The sequence below is a fragment of the Gilliamella sp. B3023 genome (assembly GCF_026536845.1).
GTDB lineage: Bacteria > Pseudomonadota > Gammaproteobacteria > Enterobacterales > Orbaceae > Gilliamella > Gilliamella apicola_E.
In genome coordinates this window covers 1-17,261 of the sequence record NZ_JAFNNH010000017.1, presented here as the reverse complement: position 1 = coordinate 17,261, position 17,261 = coordinate 1, and the positions used below count along the sequence as shown (strand labels likewise).

Here is a 17,261-nt window from a genome sequence, read left to right as displayed (position 1 = left end):
TAAAAAATGCGCTATTTTAGCTATATCAGGGTTGATATGCGCTTTAATTTGTTCATCAATTCTAGGCTTTAAAATTTCTCATAACACACCCGCAATAACTGATATTAGTAGTGACAATATGCAAATATCTGTACCTACTTCACAAGGTTCAACTGATACTGATTTATCAAGTGAGCAAACTATAGCCGTTGATGAAGTTCCAACGGAAACATCATCCCCTCAAAATGACCAGAACTCTGAACCTATGGTTCAACAAGATTTTGTAGGCCCACCTCAGAATGTTATTGATACTACACAAGCTGATGATAATACTGATAATAAATGGCGTGCTCATCAAGTTACAGCGTTATTTACCTGTGATGGCTATGGATTACTTTATACCAGTTTGATTTTGATTATTTCTATTGTAGTTGCTTCACTCGCTTATCAATGGTTTGTACAAGAACTGGTCGTACATGGTTTATTCTATGTAATTTTATTACTTATGGCATTAGGCGGTGTAACTTTAGTTTATGCAAGTCATTTAATGTCATTCTTCCTAGGCTTAGAATTACTTTCGATACCATTTATTGGATTGATCGGTTATCAATATATACAAACACATGCGTTAGAAGCTGCGATCAAATATATGATTCTATCTGCAATAGCTAGTTCATTTTTGTTAATGGGAATAGCCTTCTACTATGCAACAACTGGAGAGCTTACATTTAGTGGTTTAAGTTACCAGCTTTCAACCATGAATTATCAAAGTACATTATTATTAATTGGCATTTGTTTAATATTAGTGGGAATTGGTTTTAAGCTTTCATTGGTACCTTTTCAACTTTGGTTGCCTGACGTTTATCAAGGTGCGCCGACTGTAGTAGCATTATTATTATCAACAGTAGGAAAAGTGGCAGTATTTTGTGCTATTGCCAGATTATTTTTACTTGCGCCAATTGTTAATAATGAAACAATTCGTATTATTTTAGTGATTATGGCTTTTTGTTCAATACTATGGGGTAATTTATCTGCTTTAATGCAAAGTAGCTTAAAGCGTTTATTAGCTTATTCATCCGTAGCTCACTTTGGTTATTTATTACTTGCTTTAATTGCGGTGCAATATCAAGTATTGGCCTTAGAAACCATTGGTGTATATTTGATTGGTTACATTCTTGCCAATATCTGTATTTTGGGCGTGATCAGTTTAGAATCACATTCCAACGAGTTACAGGATCATGAAAACGAAGTCGATCTTTCAGGATTATTCTGGCGTCGTCCTGTTTTAGCATTAGCAATGGGTATAGGTTTACTCTCTTTAGCCGGTGCTCCACTGACAGCTGGTTTTGTTGGGCGTTTCCTTCTAATATTGTTGGGTGTAACGGCTGAATTATGGTGGTTAATTGCGGCAGTTGTAATTGGTAGTACACTAGGACTTTATTTTTATGCAAGACTTATTCTCAACCTTTATATCAAACCATCTAATGATGAACAGCTGAATTCGAACATCAGATTAAAATGGCAGGATATAAAAATGAGCGAATTGCTAATTGTTCTTGCAGCAGTTTTAACGATTGTATGTGGTGTCTATCCAAAATGGTTAGTTAACTTAGTTAGTATGGCTCAATATTTAACGACTTAATTATTTTTGTTACTTTCTTGAGATTGATTAAAAAGACATTGACAAGAAATAGTTAATTATCGACATATTTATTGTGTTATAATTCTGAACTTTAATATTTTTGTAATAATTAAGAGGACCGATATGGACTTTTTTATTTCTAATGCATATGCAGCCGATGGCGCTCAGCCTGGTGCTGATTATTTAATGCCAATTATGTTAGTGGTATTCGGGTTATTTTTCTATTTTATGATTATGCGCCCACAACAAAAACGCGCTAAAGCGCATCGTGAGTTAATGGCATCAATTTCTAAAGGTGATGAAGTATTAACTAATGGTGGACTTATTGGTCGAGTTTCAAAAGTTAACGACAATGGCTATATTGCGTTAGAGTTAAATGATACAACAGAAGTTGTTATCAAACGTGACTTTATCACATCTGTTTTACCAAAAGGAACAATGAAATCATTATAATAAATTTCATTGTATTAATTATCTAATTCCACAAGAGAAAATGTCGTGCTAAATCGCTATCCTTTGTGGAAGTACATTATGTTGGTCGTCGTAATTTGCGTCGGCCTGCTTTATGCGCTTCCAAATATTTATGGTGAAGATCCTGCTATACAAATTTCAGGTTCAAACGGTACCGAAATTAATGTTGCTATGCAAGATAAAGTTAAGCAACTTTTGGTGAAAAACAAAATTGAACCTAAATCACTCGTATATGAAAATAAATCTATTTTAATTCGATTAAGTGATAATGATACTCAGCTTAAAGCTAAAGAATTAATATCACAAGAATTAGGTGAAGATTATACTGTTGCGCTAAATCTAGCACCAGCAACACCATCGTGGTTAGCTGTGATTGGCGCCGAGCCAATGAAATTAGGCCTCGATTTGCGCGGCGGTGTTCATTTCTTAATGGAAGTAGATATGACTACTGCATTAAGTAAATTGACAGACCAGTCGATTGAAAATTTAAAAGCAGAGTTTAATAAAAACAATCTTGTATATAAAACAATCAGCAAAAATCCTAATCAACAAATAACAATGCAATTTGATAATGTTGAAGATCGAAATAAAGCTATTACTAAGATCAATGGATTACAAGATTATGAGTTAACTTCACAAGATGAAAACAGCATTGTCATTAGTGTTAGTCAACAGAGACTGCAACAAGCGAAAAATGATGCAGTTCAACAAAATACTACCATTTTACGTAATCGAGTTAATCAGTTAGGTGTGGCTGAACCAATTGTTCAACGCCAAGGCTCAGATCGTATTGTGGTTGAATTACCAGGTATCCAAGATACTGCATTGGCTAAACGCATTTTAGGTGCGACAGCTACCCTTGAATTTAGGCAAGTGAATGATGATAGCTCAATTGACTTAGCTGCAATTTTAAACGGCAATATGCGTGTTCCATATGGTTCTGAAATAAAATATATGGAAAACGGCCGACCAGTTTTACTTTATAAACGTGTAGTATTAACAGGTGATCATATTACCGATTCTTCATTTAGAGTAAACGAATATAGCCAACCAGAGGTTTCTATCACTCTTGATAGTGCTGGTGGTAAAACCATGCTTGGTTTCACGCAAAAAAATCTGAAAAAAGCAATGGCAACACTTTTTGTCGAGTATAAAGATACTGGAAAACGTGATGAAAATGATAAACCTATTCTTGAAAAACAAGAGAGAGTCATCAATGTCGCAACTATCCAAGGTATTTTTAGTGACCGATTCCAAGTAACAGGCATAAGTAGTATTGATGAAGCTAAGAATTTATCATTATTACTTAGAGCTGGTGCGTTGATTGCTCCGATTCAAATAATTGAAGAACGAACAGTAGGTCCTTCAATGGGGCAAGAAAATATCACACAAGGCTTAGAATCTTGTGTTTGGGGATTATTAATTTCTGTCATATTTATGCTGGTGGTTTATCGCCTATTTGGAGTATTTGCAAGTCTTGCACTGGTAGCGAACTTAATTTTGATTGTTGGCACCATGTCATTATTACCAGGTGCGACATTGAGTATGCCAGGTATTGCCGGTATAGTTTTAACCGTAGGTATGGCAGTCGATGCTAATGTATTGATTAACGAGCGAATAAAAGAAGAACTCAGTAACGGACGAGGTGTTCAACACGCAATTAGCGAAGGTTATGCGGGCGCTTGGAGTAGTATTTTTGATGCCAACATCACCACACTGATTACTGCGGTTATTCTTTATGCGGTTGGTACTGGCTCAATTAAAGGCTTCGCTATTACATTAGGTATCGGTATTGTAACATCGATGTTTACCTCGATCGTAGGGACTCGAGCATTGGCCAATCTTATTTATGGTGGTCGTCGTGTTGATAAGTTATCAATTTAGAGGTTTATTGTGATTGTTGATAAAAAAGAAAATCATGATGTTAGAGAGCTAAATCATGGCCGCAGAGTCCTCGACTTTTTAAAATTTGGTTTTATTGCTTTTGCCATCTCAATGATATTAGTTGTGGCGTCATTTGTAATAATTTTTGTTAAAGGATTTAATCTTGGACAAGATTTTACTGGTGGGACAACTGTTGAGTTAACCGTTACTAAAGCTATAAACCTTGATGACCTACGTAACAGTTTACGTGATGAGGGCTATCATGAACCAATCGTTCAATATTATGGTAGCAGTAAAGATATCATTATTCGACTACCAACGGCCAACCAAAGTGAAGGTAGTGTATCATCAACGATTGATAATGCATTAGGTATGAAAATTTCAAATTTAGTGCATAAAAATATTGATAGTAATGCGGAAATTAAACGAATTGAATTCGTTGGCCCAACAGTTGGTACTGAATTAGCTCAAGATGGAATATTAGCGATTTGTGCTGCTTTAATCTGTATTTTAATCTACATTGCGTTTCGATTTGAATGGCGATTTGGTACAGGTGCTGTTGTCGCATTAGCGCATGACGTTGTAATAACCGCAGGATATTTATCGTTATTTAATCGAGAGTTAGATTTGACTATTATCGCAGCGATGTTATCTATCATTGGTTATTCGCTAAATGATACCATCGTTGTATTTGACCGAATTCGTGAGAATTTTAGAAAAATTCGACGTGCGTCGCCATACGATGTGATCAACATCTCATTAACTCAAACATTACATCGAACCTTAATGACATCAGGTACAACCTTAGCTGTTGTTATTATTTTGTATATATTTGGCGGTTCAATGTTAAAAGGTTTTTCTGAAACATTAGGCGTAGGGATTGTGTTAGGCACGATATCATCAATCTATGTGGCTGCATATATGTCACTTAAGTTGGGTGTTAAACGTGAGCACTTTATGCCACCAAAAGTTGAAGTTGAAGGTGCAGATCAAAACGCAATTATTCGTTAATTATTTATGCTCTGTCATGGTTTGGCAGAGCTTTATTAGACTGTTTTTTAAGCGAATAATACCAAACTATTTGACACCCTCTAACTAGTTGCATATTATTAGCCACAGTTTTACCTATTTGGGGCCATAGCTCAGCTGGGAGAGCGCAACGCTGGCAGCGTTGAGGTCAGGGGTTCGATCCCCCTTGGCTCCACCACTTCTATATTTTGTAAGATTCTTTTAAACCCAGTAAAGTACACCAAATCCAGTAGTAATAAGCCTTAAAGCCTATTTCATTACCCTGTAAACATCAGTAAGATACATTTATATTCATATTTTTGGGGACTATATTAAGGACTACGCGGATATGGTCCTATAATTTCTTAGTCCCAAAAGGTGAAAGTATGCCTAAAAAAATAACTCCGATGACTGATACACAAATTAAGAACGCCAAGCCACAAAGTAAAGACTATCCTATTTATGATGGAAATGGTTTGCTTTTGCTTATCAAGTCAACAGGGACAAAAATATGGCAATTAAGTGCATGGGATACAAAGAAGTAGCCGATGGGTTAAGAGCTTTAGCAAGTACTGTATTGAACGAGCAGGGCTTTGCCCCTAATATTATTGAAGCGGCACTTGCTCACGTCGATACTAATAGCGTAAGACGAGCCTATAGCCGCGCTACCTATTTAGAGCAACGGTGTATTATGCTTGACTGGTGGGGCGATTTTGTCGAGCGAGCCAGTAAAGGGAATGTCTCTTTATCAGGAAACCGTAATTTGAAGCCAGTTAACCATTAAATGTATTACTCTATAATTATCGTACTTCATATTTGAGTTACACTTTCAATTATTAATAAGATCCACTCTTCAGATGTGAGGGGGACTTTTTCAAGTATCACCCTTAACATATACCAGTTATTAAACTGGTTTTTTATACTTACCTCCCCAAATATTCTAAAGTTTTTATTAAAAGTGTTCACTACTATTCACATTTAAATATAATCTTGAACCTATTGTTATCAATCTGATTTATATAAATATTATTAAACACCTATTAATATAGTGATAATGAATAAATAAAATCTAAAAAAATTATTTCAATTTTGAGAAGGAAAAAATCATGATAATATCCGATTCTTAAATATAAGGAATATGATGAATGAATATTTTAAAAAGTATCTTGATAGGATTATTTATTATTTCTTTGATGGGATGTAAAGAGGAGTTTGATAAAGTTAGTGTTTTTAATGAGTATGCTAGTTTTATTGAGTACAGTCCACATTCAAAGAATATAAAAAGACAGATTATCACATATAAAGAAAATGGCATTGAAAATCAAGTAAGTATAATTAAGGCTGATGAAAAAGGGCGAGTGATTTACTATAGCGACAAAATAAATAAAATGTCCCTTTTGAATTCTATAATTAGTGTTGATTATGAGCAACTAACATTTAATTACAAAGCCCCATTTCTCGGTATTAATGTAAATAATGGCAATATTTTTTTAGATAAAACAAAATCAATACAAAAAATGGTGGGTGTTACTGGCGGTAAATATTCTATGGAAAATCATTATAATGATGGAAAGTTGATATCTACATTTTGGGAAAGTGCGTTTTTGAGTTCTAAAAATGAGTTTTATTGGGAAAATAATTCAATCACTAAATATATTAGTGAGATAAAAAAACTAACAGGGGAGTCTTTTATAAGTATAGAATCAGTTATTAGTTATAATTCAGATGGTCAATTACAAGGAATGAAATCAAGTATGACGGTGATGGGAATGCCTATGGAATTAATTGTGACATTCCAAAAGATAAATAATTATGGTGATTGGACTGAAGCTGAATTAGTTTCGTCAATTAATTCAGAAAATAGTAAAGAAAAAAAAGTTGAGACCGTAACTCGAGAAATAGAATACTGGTAAATATTATTTATTTCATACATAGCCACTTTTATAGGTGGCTTTTTTATTTAGTGAACACCTAAAATGTACAACTGTGAATAGTTAATCATAAAGTGTTCACCGTTCTAACCTTTTTCAGATAAGGCTTACATTAAGTAGTGAACATCGTGAAAACTTTTTATAAAATTTTATTTTAATGGGGAAGAGGTAGATCACTACCAGATTTGATTTTCAGGACAGCCTACCTAATCAATTTTTATATCCACGAAAAATGAAATTTAAATCTAAAATAGATGCGTGGTAAAAATGTCCCGTTTATGGGGGCACTTTTTGTTTTGGGACTATGTTTAGGATTATGATTCAAGTTTATAAAAAACAAAATCCATATTTTAAAAGGATTAAAGTGATGTAGTTCTGTTTCCCTTGGCCCCACCAATTCCCCATTTCTTAAATCAAATTCTTTCAAATACATATATCTAGTGCTAAGATAGCAAAACTATTCACTATTGAGTACTCTATATGATTCAATACCATTCAAAAATATTAGCTAATGAATGTCGTGATATGAATGATATTCGAGCTGAAATCGACAGAATAGATCATTTGGTAATTCAATTATTAGCCGCTCGGTTCGAGTATGTTAAAGCTGCAAGCCAATTCAAAAAAAATGTCACTGATGTGCAGGCTCAAGCTCGTTTTAACAGTATGTTAGAGCAACGTATGCTTTGGGCTAATGAGTTGGGACTTGATGGTGAAGTGATTAAACAATTGTATGCTAACTTAGTTAAATATTTTATTAATGAAGAAATGAAACATTTTAATAAGGCAGATAAATAAGATGAATTATGAAAACAAACAGCATCTATTGGATGAGATAAATAAAACTGCTAAGCTATTTATTGATGAATTCAGCGAATTATCCGAACTAGATAAAGATAAGTTAATAGATGGAGTAGATCGAACTCCAAGTCAAATGATTGCTTATCAGTTAGGATGGTTGGATCTTGTTAAGTCTTGGGATGATCTTGAACTTGCTGGAGAAACCCCAACATTACCAGCAGAAGGCTACAAATGGAATCAGTTAGGCACATTATATCAACACTTTTATAAGATTTATCAGGATTATTCATTACAAGAACTGATTAAATTATTTAATGAGAAAATTGTTATCTGGAATAATTGGATTAACTCATTAGATGATAGTACACTTTTCATAAAAGACACGCGTAATTGGACTAAACCTTTTCCTCCAGCATGGACTGTTGCACGATTTATCCATATTAATTCTGTTGCACCATTTAAATCCTTTAGAGCTAAAATTAGAAAATGGAAAAAATTAAATTCAAATCAGTAAAATCATAACATTTATTCCCAAAAAGATAAGGAACTGTATGGCTTTTTCAGAACAAGAAAAGAAACACCTTTTAGAACTAAAATACGTTGGCGATAAAATCATAGAAAGATTACAACAGATGGAATTCGATTCATTTGAAAAGTTGCGTAATACTACTTTAGTTGAAATACTGAATAAAGGTGCCTTATTAACCGGATCATCATGTTGGAAAAACAGCCATCAGGCAAAAACCGCAATCCAAAATATTTTGGCTTTGGTCAATCAATGTTAATTGATTTTTTTGCTGTAACTATTAAATTTGTCTCTATATAGATGTGATAAACCCTAATTTTAAGTCATTATTTTTGACAATATGGTATCCACACGCGGCGACATCTAAATTGTGGAAAGGTAAAAGATGATAATCACTTGATTGTTCGATTGGTTGGCACTTTCCCCAATATTGATAAAATGATTCGCACATTAAAAAGGATATCCCTATTTTTATCAGCCAATTGTTTGAAATGTGAAGCTGAGTATCACCATTAATATTAGAATAATAAAAGAATATTGGCTAAATTTCTAAATTTTTATACTCAAAAACCCCGTTCCTCAACTTTTTTTAATTGGCTATCACATTTGTGTACTAAAAAATATTCGGTTAACGATAGCAGGATATATCTTAAACAAATATCGATAAATATTAATGGGATAATTAATATTAGCTATTAAGTTTATTAATTAGGTTTTGCTCATTTGATTGAAGTTTGGCAAAATAGCTAACTTACTATGTATTATTTTAAGTACTTTAGATAATTTAAAATTTTCAATTAAAGTAAAATCTCATATTGATAGGTTGAAGATAAAACAGGAACTAAATTAGGATGATTAGTCAAAGAAAAAAAATTATTAAGAGGTTATTCATCTCAAGTTGTTTGAGTGGATTATTCCTTTGTTCAATGACTGCTTATGCCGAAGACTCAAATCTCACGTTGCAAACCGAGACGGTAGAAGAGGTTAATTCCTCAACTGAGACTATAGAATCAATTGATAATGTTGAGCCTTCTCAACCTAATGAACATATTTATCACAAAACTATATTTTCATTGTTAGGTGAACCTAAATACCCTGAAAATTTTGAACATCTTAACTATGTCAATCCCAATGCTCCTAAAGGTGGAATTATTAAATTGTATGAAATAGGTACTTTTGATAATTTTAATCGTTTCGCAAGTCGTGGCGCACCTGAACATTATTCCGGCTCCTTATATGATTCTCTATTTACCACAACAGCTGATGATATTTCGAGTTTTTATCCACTAATTGCGACCTCAATCACTTATTCAGATAGTTATCGTTGGGCAGAGGTAGAAATTAATCCTAATGCGCGTTTTCAAGATGGTAAGCCAATAACCGCACATGATGTGGAATTTACTTTTCAAAAATTTATGACTGAAGGTGTTTCACAATATCGGGTTTACAACAAAGGGATAAATGTTAAAGCCATAGACGATTATCGCGTTCGTGTCGACTTACCTGAAGCCGACCGTGAAAAATTACTATCCTTTGTTGGTAATATGCATGTTATTCCTGAACATTATTGGAAAGATCGTAATTTTTCCGAGCCAGTAAGTACTCCTCCGATTGGTAGCGGACCTTATTATATTAGTGATTATAAAATGGGACAGTATGTCGTTTATAAGCGAAATCCTGATTATTGGGCAAAAGATTTACCAATTAATAGAGGTCTAAATAATTTTGATGAAAAACGTATCGATTATTATATGGATACCAGTATTGCTTTAGAGGCTTTTAAAGCTGGAGAGTATGATTTCCGAGGTGAAGGGCAACCGAAAAATTGGTTTACTCAATATCAAGGAAAATACTTTGATTCAAAAGATATCATTAAAAAAGAAAAAATCGTTGAAACAGCAGTAGATACTAAATGGTTAGCGTTTAATTTGCAGAAAGATTTTTTTAAAGATATAAAAGTTCGAAAAGCGATTACCTTAGCTTTTGATTTTGAATGGTTAAATCATGCATTTTATTATGATAGTTATAAAAGACCATCAAGCTTTTTTGAAAATACTATTTATGCCGCCAAAGGTAAACCGAGTGAACTTGAGCTTAAAAGGTTAACTCCTTATAAAAATATTATTCCTGAACAAGCGTTTGATGAAGCTTTTACTGTTCCTAAAAGTGATGGGCAAGGTTTTAATCGCAATAACTTATTAACAGCTGCTAAATTATTGGAAGAAGCAGGTTGGATCATTAAAGACGGTAAATTAATTAATCCTAAAACCCAACAACCTTTTGAATTTGAATTGTTAACTTACCTTGGTGACGACATCAAATATGCGATCCCTTTCCAGCAAAATTTAGCTCGTTTAGGTATTAAAATGAATATAATCTCACTTGATTACGCGCAGATCAATCGCAGAATGCGTGAACGTGATTATGATATGATGCCACGTAATTATAGTTCGATAGATTATCCATCCTCAAGTTTAATGATTTTTTGGGGAACCGAATATTTAAACTCTACATATAATGGCTCAGGCTTACATAATCAGGCTATTGATTCAATTATTAATGAAATAATTAAAAATGTTGGAAACCAGGAGGAATTAGTTCCACTTGGACGAGCACTAGATCGAATTTTGACGCAAGAATATCCGATGATTCCAATGTGGTATAACAGTAAAACTTTTTATGCATATTGGAATAAATTTGGCCAGCCAACCCAACAACCAACTTATGCAATAGGAATTGATAGCTGGTGGTATGATGAAGATAAAGCAGCTAGCTTATCAAAGAATAGAGAACACTAATATGCTGAATTATTTTATCCGTCGATTATTGCTAATTATTCCAACATTGCTAATCATTTTGACGATCAACTTTTTTATTGTACAAATTGCACCCGGCGGTCCTGTTGATCAAGCATTGTCTATGATTGAAAATGGACCAGAAGCAGGACAAACCTTGTTACCAGGCAGTGAAACTAGCCCAACAATATTAAAAGAAGAAAAAAAACAATCAAATTATCAGGGCGGGCGAGGTCTTGATCCTGAAATTGTGGCAATGATTGAAAAGCAATATGGTTTTGATAAACCGATCTGGGAACGCTACATTAATACATTGAAACAATTTATTCAGTTTGATTTTGGTAACAGCTTTTTCAAAAGTGAATCAGTGCTAAGTTTAATTGCAAAAAGTTTACCTGTTTCTATTTCATTGGGGTTATGGAGTACATTAATCATTTATTTAATCTCAATTCCATTAGGGATTCGTAAAGCAGTTAAAGATGGTTCAATATTTGATTTTTGGACAAGTACTTTAATCATTATTGGTTATGCAATACCCGCTTTTTTATTAGCCGTGTTGCTAATAGTCCTTTTCGCTGGGGGGAGTTATTGGGATATTTTCCCGCTTCGAGGATTAATCTCAAATAATTTTGAACAATTAGATTTTTGGGGCAAAGTCAAAGATTATTGTTGGCATATTTGCTTACCAACTATTGCTATGGTGGTTAGTGGTTTTGCAACATTAACTATGCTAACTAAGAACTCATTCTTAGATGAAATTCGCAAACAATATGTTGTGACTGCCAGAGCTAAAGGTTTGAGTGAAAGGCAAATTATGTATAAACATGTTTTCCGCAATGCAACCTTACTTATCGTATCGGGTTTTCCAACCTCATTTGTCGGAATTTTATTTACTAGCTCAGTACTTATTGAAGCGATATTTTCACTTAAAGGATTAGGTTTATTAGGGTATGAGGCAATTATTCAACGTGACTATCCTGTTATTTTTGGCTCATTATATATATTTACATTAATTGGCCTACTCACTAAACTTTTATCAGATTTAACTTATATGTTAATTGATCCACGTATTGACTTTGAGGCTCGCAACTGATGACTATGCACTATTCAATTAATCAGCTACGTTGGCAACGATTTAAACGCAATCGACGTGGGTATTATTCGTTATGGCTATTTTCAATATTATTTATAATAAGTCTATTTTCTGATTTTATATTTAATGATCGCCCCATTTTCATAAAGTATCAAAATAACTATTACTCGCCAATATTTCATTTTTATCCGGAAACAGAGTTTGGCGGGCAGTTTCAAACGCAAACTAATTATTTAGATCCCGCAGTACAAAATAAGATTGAATCAGATGGTTGGATATTTTGGCCTCCATTCCGATATACCTATAATACTGTAATTCATGATACAGCTAGCACATTTCCAACACCACCATCTAAAACGCATTTGCTAGGCACAACTGATGCTGGATTTGATGTATTAGCCAATATTTTATACGGATTTAGAATATCGATGTTTTTTGCGGTATTTTTAACTTTCTTCACTTCCATTATTGGTGTACTAATCGGTGCAATCCAAGGTTATTATGGCGGAAAAGTCGACCTATTGGGACAACGATTCATTGAAATTTGGAGCGGATTACCAGAATTATTTGTAATTATTCTACTTGCAAGTATCTTACCACTCAATTTTTGGTGGTTATTAGCTATTACAGTATTATTTGGATGGATGGCTTTAGTTGGTATTGTGCGAGCCGAGTTTTTACGTACTCGTAACTTTGATTATATTCGAGCTGCCAAAGCAATGGGAGTGAGTGATAGTAAAATTATGTTTCGACATATGTTGCCCAATGCGATGGTTGCGACATTAACATATTTACCATTTATTCTTTGTGGTTCAATTTCAACTTTAACTGCATTGGATTTTTTAGGTTTTGGTTTGCCCATTGATTCACCATCCTTAGGTCGATTACTTCTACAAGGTAAAAACAATTTACAAGCACCTTGGCTCGGTATTAGTTCTTTTTTAGTTATTTCTATATTATTGTCACTTTTAATTTTTATTGGTGAAGGAATTAGAGATGCATTTGATCCAAACAAAGGAGTATATAAATGAGTTCTCCTTTATTATCGATTGTTGATTTAAGTATTGCTTTTAAAACTGGTCAAGACTTGCAAAGTCAAATTGTCGAAAATATTAGCTTTGATATCGGCGAACAAGAAACGGTTGCATTAGTTGGTGAATCTGGTTCTGGTAAAAGTGTGACTGCACTATCGATCTTAAAATTGTTACCCAAAGAGCAGGTGATCTATCCATCTGGCGATATTATTTTTGAGGATAAATCGTTATTACATGCACCTGAAAAAGAGTTACGCAAAATTCGTGGTAATGAAATAAGTATGATATTCCAAGAACCAATGGTATCACTTAATCCATTACATACAGTGGAAAAACAACTTTACGAAGTACTATCATTACATCGTGGTATGCGACGTAATGTTGCTCGGGGGGAGATTTTACAATATTTAGATCGTGTTGGAATCAAAGAGCCTAAAACTAAACTTTCTGCTTATCCTCATCAATTGTCTGGCGGCGAAAGACAACGGGTCATGATTGCAATGGCAATTTTAACGCATCCTAAATTATTAATAGCCGATGAACCAACTACAGCCTTAGATGTTTCAGTTCAAGCACAAATTATTGATTTACTCAAAGAACTTAAAAAAGAACTTAATATGAGTATGCTATTTATTTCACATAATTTGGGGATTGTAAAAAAACTGGCAGATAAAGTGACAGTAATGCAAAATGGGCAAATTGTTGAATTCAATAATAAACAACGCATCTTTTTGCGCCCTCAACAAGAATATACCCAAACATTATTAAATTCACAACCTAGTGGTGAACCCGTTCCTTTACCTGATACACCGGGTATATTGCTCAGTGTTAATCATCTGAATGTTGAAGTTATCGCGCAAAAACGATTATTTAGTAGTAAAAAGAAGAAAATTGTTGATAATATTGGCTTCACGGTGCACCAAGGTGAAACTGTGGGTATAGTTGGCGAGTCAGGATCAGGTAAAAGTACTACTGCACTAGCTATTTTGCGTTTAATTCAATCACAAGGTGATATTTTATTCGATAGCCATCCTATACAGAATTTATCCGCTAAAAAATTATTACCATTTCGCAGCCGAATCCAAGTGGTATTTCAAGACCCATACTCTTCACTTAATCCTCGCTTAAACGTTGAACAAATTATTAGTGAAGGCTTAATTACTCATAAGAAATTGAGTAAAACAGAGCGTGAACAAGCCGTGATTGATATTATGCAAGAAGTTGGATTAGAGCCTGAAATGCGTTTTCGTTACCCTAATGAATTTTCTGGCGGACAACGACAACGAATTGCCATTGCTAGAGCTTTAATCTTACAACCAGAATTATTGATTTTAGATGAGCCAACTTCTTCATTAGATCATACTATTCAAAAGCAAATAATTAATTTGCTTAAATCATTGCAAGAAAAACACCATCTTAGCTATCTATTTATTAGTCATGATCTTGCCTTAGTTTATTCTTTCTGTCACCAAATTGTTGTGATGAAAGAGGGAAAAATTATTGAACAAGGCTCTCGTGAACAAATCTTCTATACGCCTGAAACTGACTATACAAAAGATTTGCTTTCATTTTTAGATAAACCACCTAGAAAAGCGACTAAAACCCTAATTCATGCTGATATTCTTGAAAAAACGCAGAAAGCTGAAACAGAAGAAAATATAGAAAAGGTTGAAAAGCATGATGGTGAAGAAGAAAAAAAGGTCAATTGGGAAGATGCATTGTTAATGCGCAAAAAATAAATTTATACGGCTTAGGTATAGGCCATAATTAAAAATTTAATTTAGTAAAAAAGATTAAACAGGTTAATTATGCAAAAACGAGTATTCCGATTTTTAACTGCTTCATGTTTATCATTTGTCTCAATAAATGTCATGGCATTAACGTGTTCTGATGATGTTGAGCAAAATAAAGTTGAGGCAAATAATTATATCTTCAAAATATTAGATTTTATTGATTCTAAAGCTAAAGGTATAAAACAAGAAGTTAGAACTTCAACAATCACATCAGATACAGGTGCGATCCGTTCAATTGCGAAACATAGTTTAAATTATGATTCCAATGGCTTAATTACTGAAAGTCATTACGACCTTTATTCTGATAAAAATGAAAAACTTTATTCTGAGCATCTACAAAAAACAGAATTTGGTTGGCAAAATGTTATTCAAGATATTGAAGATAAAACTAACAGTACGATTCAATTCAAAACAGATGAAAAAGGCCGTATTATTGCGTCGGAACAAATAAAGAAGGCTCCTGATTTTACATTTATTGAGAATGACAATTATCAGTTTGATAATAACAATTGTTTAGTTAATAAAAATGTTCAATGGCAGCTAAAAGAGTTGAATGCTAATGGAGATGTAGTCGGAGCTGTTCAAAAAGGTGCTTCGGTATATTCATTTACTTACCAAAACCATCAATTAGCAAAAGTGTCAGCGCAATATAGCAATAAAACCCAAAATGAAAGTAATTTCTCTTACCAATTTGATGAAATTAACCGATTAATGGCCATTCATTCAGCTTACGCAATGGTGGGTAAAGATACAACAAATTATATAACCGATTTCTTAACTTTTAATGAGAAAAATGATTGGCTTAGTGCAAGTCAGTCTAAACAAAATAGAAAAAACAAACAGACTAATATTGTTCGACAAATTACCTATTATTAATCCAATTTAAATAGCGTTATCAAAAGTAATCGATAGCGCCAATAAATTAATATCAAAGTAGCTTTAGGCTCTGACAAATAAAATATAAATTGCATGAGCAGTCCATGCGAATGCTAAACAGAAAGTTAGTAGCTTTTCTCGTTTTGGATGTATGTTGAAATGATGCAGCAAAGTTAGAATCTGTTGTAATCCACACCAAATTGGTAGCGAAATCATTAAGCATAAAAATAGTTTGCCTAATTCAGTGTTGGCTAATTTAAGAATTGATGAACGCGTTATTGCATCACCAAAAGGGATAATAAATGCAATGATACCCAATACCACGGGAGCAAAAATAGCTGCCCAAAGTCCACCTAAAGCAAATAGTCCTTTTGCCACTGTTGAATCAGAGCGTATTGGTTGATTTTCTTGTTTTTTCATTAATCAAACACCACTTATTTAATAATCAATAATAGTAAGTAATATGAAAGTAAAAGTGTTACACACCAAAAGCCAATAATAAGTAAATATACTTTACCCTTTTTATGCGAATCTTGCTTAAAAATAACTTTCGGTATTAATCTAAACCAATTAATTGAATGAAATAAAGCAAGTAATAAAGCAATAGAATTGATGACAACAACTAAAGGCTTTTGCAAGAAAAAGATAAAACGATAAAACTCGTCTTGCCCCATTGCGTTTGTGTACATACAAATAACCCCATACATCAATATTAAGCTTACCCAAATCATGGAAAAAGGGGTTAATTTATTAACAATTGAAAAAAATCGCGCCTGTTTTTTTGATAAATTAATATGTTCAGGCTGATTGTTAGTATTAATTAACTTAGTATTTGATTGGTAATTATCATTATTCTTTTTAATCATAACATTCTCAATGGAGGTAGGATTATCACGTAATTAATCTTTTAAGCGATCAATGTTCATCTGAATATTATAAACACTAACTGATTAATATCGTCAAATTAAAGTCACGAATGATATCGTTTTTTTACTTATCAACACTAGGCAGAAAGTGCGTTGGGCTTAATTCATATTAAGTATAAAAGAAATCTATATCGCATTGTTGCGAGATTAACAAATTACCTTTAAACAGATAATTAGTATGATTAAACACTAGATATCATAAAAACTAAATTGTGTACGATAGATTTTTATATTTTTTAATTGGGGATAATATTTCAATAAGTAAATATAAAAATCATGGCATTTGAAATTTTCAGAATATCTAGAATTGTTAATTCATTAGGTATCATTTCAATTTTTTATCCATGTTTTCGTAGATCTTAATTGGCTTAATGGGGATTAATGTTTTATCTTTTACTTCAAACTCAGAATTATTACTGGAAACAACCATTATCTGTCCTCTTTCTAAGTTAAAATCTAAAAGTGCATATGGTTCTACAAAACCTAAAAGAGAAAACTCCCT

At 33.1% G+C, this 17,261-nt stretch carries 17 protein-coding genes, 1 tRNA gene and 1 pseudogene; 16 read left to right on the top strand and 3 right to left on the bottom strand.

The features are described from left to right. The first annotated feature begins 118 nt into the window (after positions 1-118). From J3U16_RS09690 to J3U16_RS09640, 11 genes and pseudogenes are all read left to right on the top strand, one after another. A complete protein-coding gene (locus J3U16_RS09690) occupies positions 119-1,621 on the top strand; it encodes an NADH-quinone oxidoreductase subunit N (protein ID WP_176713976.1) in 1,503 nt (500 codons plus the stop codon). Between the two features lie 123 nt (positions 1,622-1,744). Then, positions 1,745-2,074 carry a preprotein translocase subunit YajC gene (gene yajC, locus J3U16_RS09685; protein ID WP_065562420.1) on the top strand — a complete coding sequence of 110 codons (330 nt, stop codon included), beginning with the start codon at positions 1,745-1,747 and terminating at the stop codon, positions 2,072-2,074. Positions 2,075-2,119: 45 nt separating this feature from the next. Next, positions 2,120-3,976 (top strand): protein translocase subunit SecD, encoded by a 1,857-nt coding sequence (secD, locus tag J3U16_RS09680; RefSeq protein WP_081303426.1) that lies wholly within the window; start codon positions 2,120-2,122, stop codon positions 3,974-3,976. A 12-nt stretch (positions 3,977-3,988) separates the two neighbouring features. Beyond that, positions 3,989-4,987, top strand: coding sequence for a protein translocase subunit SecF (gene secF, locus J3U16_RS09675; RefSeq protein ID WP_416380083.1), 999 nt, complete (start codon positions 3,989-3,991; stop codon positions 4,985-4,987). Between the two features lie 120 nt (positions 4,988-5,107). After that, a tRNA-Ala gene (locus tag J3U16_RS09670) sits at positions 5,108-5,183 on the top strand. Between the two features lie 187 nt (positions 5,184-5,370). Then, positions 5,371-5,529 carry an integrase arm-type DNA-binding domain-containing protein gene (locus tag J3U16_RS09665; protein ID WP_267342967.1) on the top strand — a complete coding sequence of 53 codons (159 nt, stop codon included), beginning with the start codon at positions 5,371-5,373 and terminating at the stop codon, positions 5,527-5,529. Further along, positions 5,526-5,768 (top strand): annotated as a pseudogene (locus J3U16_RS09660) (integrase); the annotation flags it as partial. The gene J3U16_RS09665 and the pseudogene J3U16_RS09660, both read left to right, overlap by 4 nt. Before the next feature lie 361 nt (positions 5,769-6,129). Continuing rightward, positions 6,130-6,897 (top strand): hypothetical protein, encoded by a 768-nt coding sequence (locus tag J3U16_RS09655; RefSeq protein ID WP_267330004.1) that lies wholly within the window; start codon positions 6,130-6,132, stop codon positions 6,895-6,897. A 498-nt stretch (positions 6,898-7,395) separates the two neighbouring features. Next, positions 7,396-7,713 carry a chorismate mutase gene (locus J3U16_RS09650; protein ID WP_065735181.1) on the top strand — a complete coding sequence of 106 codons (318 nt, stop codon included), beginning with the start codon at positions 7,396-7,398 and terminating at the stop codon, positions 7,711-7,713. Between the two features lies 1 nt (position 7,714). Then, positions 7,715-8,230: a ClbS/DfsB family four-helix bundle protein gene (locus tag J3U16_RS09645; RefSeq protein WP_267336674.1), complete on the top strand. Its 516-nt coding sequence runs from the start codon at positions 7,715-7,717 to the stop codon at positions 8,228-8,230. Between the two features lie 37 nt (positions 8,231-8,267). Beyond that, positions 8,268-8,501, top strand: coding sequence for a hypothetical protein (locus J3U16_RS09640; RefSeq protein ID WP_267330006.1), 234 nt, complete (start codon positions 8,268-8,270; stop codon positions 8,499-8,501). Positions 8,502-8,534: 33 nt separating this feature from the next. Here the strand turns inward: J3U16_RS09640 and J3U16_RS09635 are convergent, their stop codons facing one another. Further along, entirely contained in the window at positions 8,535-8,693 is a 159-nt protein-coding gene (locus tag J3U16_RS09635; protein WP_267330007.1) for an HD domain-containing protein, read from the bottom strand. A 400-nt stretch (positions 8,694-9,093) separates the two neighbouring features. Between J3U16_RS09635 and J3U16_RS09630 the strand changes: the two genes are divergently transcribed. The 5 genes from J3U16_RS09630 (at position 9,094) to J3U16_RS09610 (ending at position 15,833) form a co-directional block, all read left to right on the top strand. Then, on the top strand, positions 9,094-11,040 hold the full coding sequence (locus J3U16_RS09630; protein ID WP_267342966.1) for an extracellular solute-binding protein: 1,947 nt from the start codon (positions 9,094-9,096) through the stop codon (positions 11,038-11,040). A 1-nt stretch (position 11,041) separates the two neighbouring features. After that, positions 11,042-12,130, top strand: coding sequence for a microcin C ABC transporter permease YejB (locus J3U16_RS09625; RefSeq protein ID WP_065562415.1), 1,089 nt, complete (start codon positions 11,042-11,044; stop codon positions 12,128-12,130). After that, positions 12,130-13,161 carry a microcin C ABC transporter permease gene (locus tag J3U16_RS09620; RefSeq protein ID WP_267330009.1) on the top strand — a complete coding sequence of 344 codons (1,032 nt, stop codon included), beginning with the start codon at positions 12,130-12,132 and terminating at the stop codon, positions 13,159-13,161. Before J3U16_RS09625 ends, J3U16_RS09620 begins: the two co-directional genes overlap by 1 nt. After that, on the top strand, positions 13,158-14,903 hold the full coding sequence (gene yejF, locus J3U16_RS09615) for a microcin C ABC transporter ATP-binding protein YejF (RefSeq protein WP_267342965.1): 1,746 nt from the start codon (positions 13,158-13,160) through the stop codon (positions 14,901-14,903). Before J3U16_RS09620 ends, yejF begins: the two co-directional genes overlap by 4 nt. Positions 14,904-14,972: 69 nt before the next feature. Beyond that, positions 14,973-15,833, top strand: coding sequence for a hypothetical protein (locus tag J3U16_RS09610; protein ID WP_267342963.1), 861 nt, complete (start codon positions 14,973-14,975; stop codon positions 15,831-15,833). 63 nt (positions 15,834-15,896) lie between these two features. On the opposite strand, the gene frdD is transcribed toward J3U16_RS09610, so the two are convergent. Both frdD and J3U16_RS09600 read right to left on the bottom strand, forming a co-directional pair. After that, positions 15,897-16,253: a fumarate reductase subunit FrdD gene (frdD, locus tag J3U16_RS09605; protein WP_220225200.1), complete on the bottom strand. Its 357-nt coding sequence runs from the start codon at positions 16,251-16,253 to the stop codon at positions 15,897-15,899. Positions 16,254-16,267: 14 nt separating this feature from the next. Then, positions 16,268-16,699: a hypothetical protein gene (locus J3U16_RS09600; protein ID WP_267342962.1), complete on the bottom strand. Its 432-nt coding sequence runs from the start codon at positions 16,697-16,699 to the stop codon at positions 16,268-16,270. Positions 16,700-17,261 lie beyond the last annotated feature (562 nt).

Bases quoted from the DNA above. Each gene is read 5' to 3' on its own strand.
- J3U16_RS09650 (WP_065735181.1), top strand. From the start codon at position 7,396: ATGATTCAATACCATTCAAAAATATTAGCTAATGAATGTCGTGATATG.
- J3U16_RS09665 (WP_267342967.1), top strand. From the start codon at position 5,371: ATGCCTAAAAAAATAACTCCGATGACTGATACACAAATTAAGAACGCC.
- frdD (WP_220225200.1), bottom strand. From the start codon at position 16,253: ATGAAAAAACAAGAAAATCAACCAATACGCTCTGATTCAACAGTGGCA.
- yejF (WP_267342965.1), top strand. From the start codon at position 13,158: ATGAGTTCTCCTTTATTATCGATTGTTGATTTAAGTATTGCTTTTAAA.
- J3U16_RS09610 (WP_267342963.1), top strand. From the start codon at position 14,973: ATGCAAAAACGAGTATTCCGATTTTTAACTGCTTCATGTTTATCATTT.
- J3U16_RS09640 (WP_267330006.1), top strand. From the start codon at position 8,268: ATGGCTTTTTCAGAACAAGAAAAGAAACACCTTTTAGAACTAAAATAC.
- yajC (WP_065562420.1), top strand. From the start codon at position 1,745: ATGGACTTTTTTATTTCTAATGCATATGCAGCCGATGGCGCTCAGCCT.
- J3U16_RS09645 (WP_267336674.1), top strand. From the start codon at position 7,715: ATGAATTATGAAAACAAACAGCATCTATTGGATGAGATAAATAAAACT.
- J3U16_RS09635 (WP_267330007.1), bottom strand. From the start codon at position 8,693: ATGTGCGAATCATTTTATCAATATTGGGGAAAGTGCCAACCAATCGAA.
- J3U16_RS09690 (WP_176713976.1), top strand. From the start codon at position 119: ATGCAAATATCTGTACCTACTTCACAAGGTTCAACTGATACTGATTTA.
- J3U16_RS09630 (WP_267342966.1), top strand. From the start codon at position 9,094: ATGATTAGTCAAAGAAAAAAAATTATTAAGAGGTTATTCATCTCAAGT.
- J3U16_RS09620 (WP_267330009.1), top strand. From the start codon at position 12,130: ATGACTATGCACTATTCAATTAATCAGCTACGTTGGCAACGATTTAAA.
- J3U16_RS09625 (WP_065562415.1), top strand. From the start codon at position 11,042: ATGCTGAATTATTTTATCCGTCGATTATTGCTAATTATTCCAACATTG.
- J3U16_RS09600 (WP_267342962.1), bottom strand. From the start codon at position 16,699: ATGATTAAAAAGAATAATGATAATTACCAATCAAATACTAAGTTAATT.
- J3U16_RS09655 (WP_267330004.1), top strand. From the start codon at position 6,130: ATGAATATTTTAAAAAGTATCTTGATAGGATTATTTATTATTTCTTTG.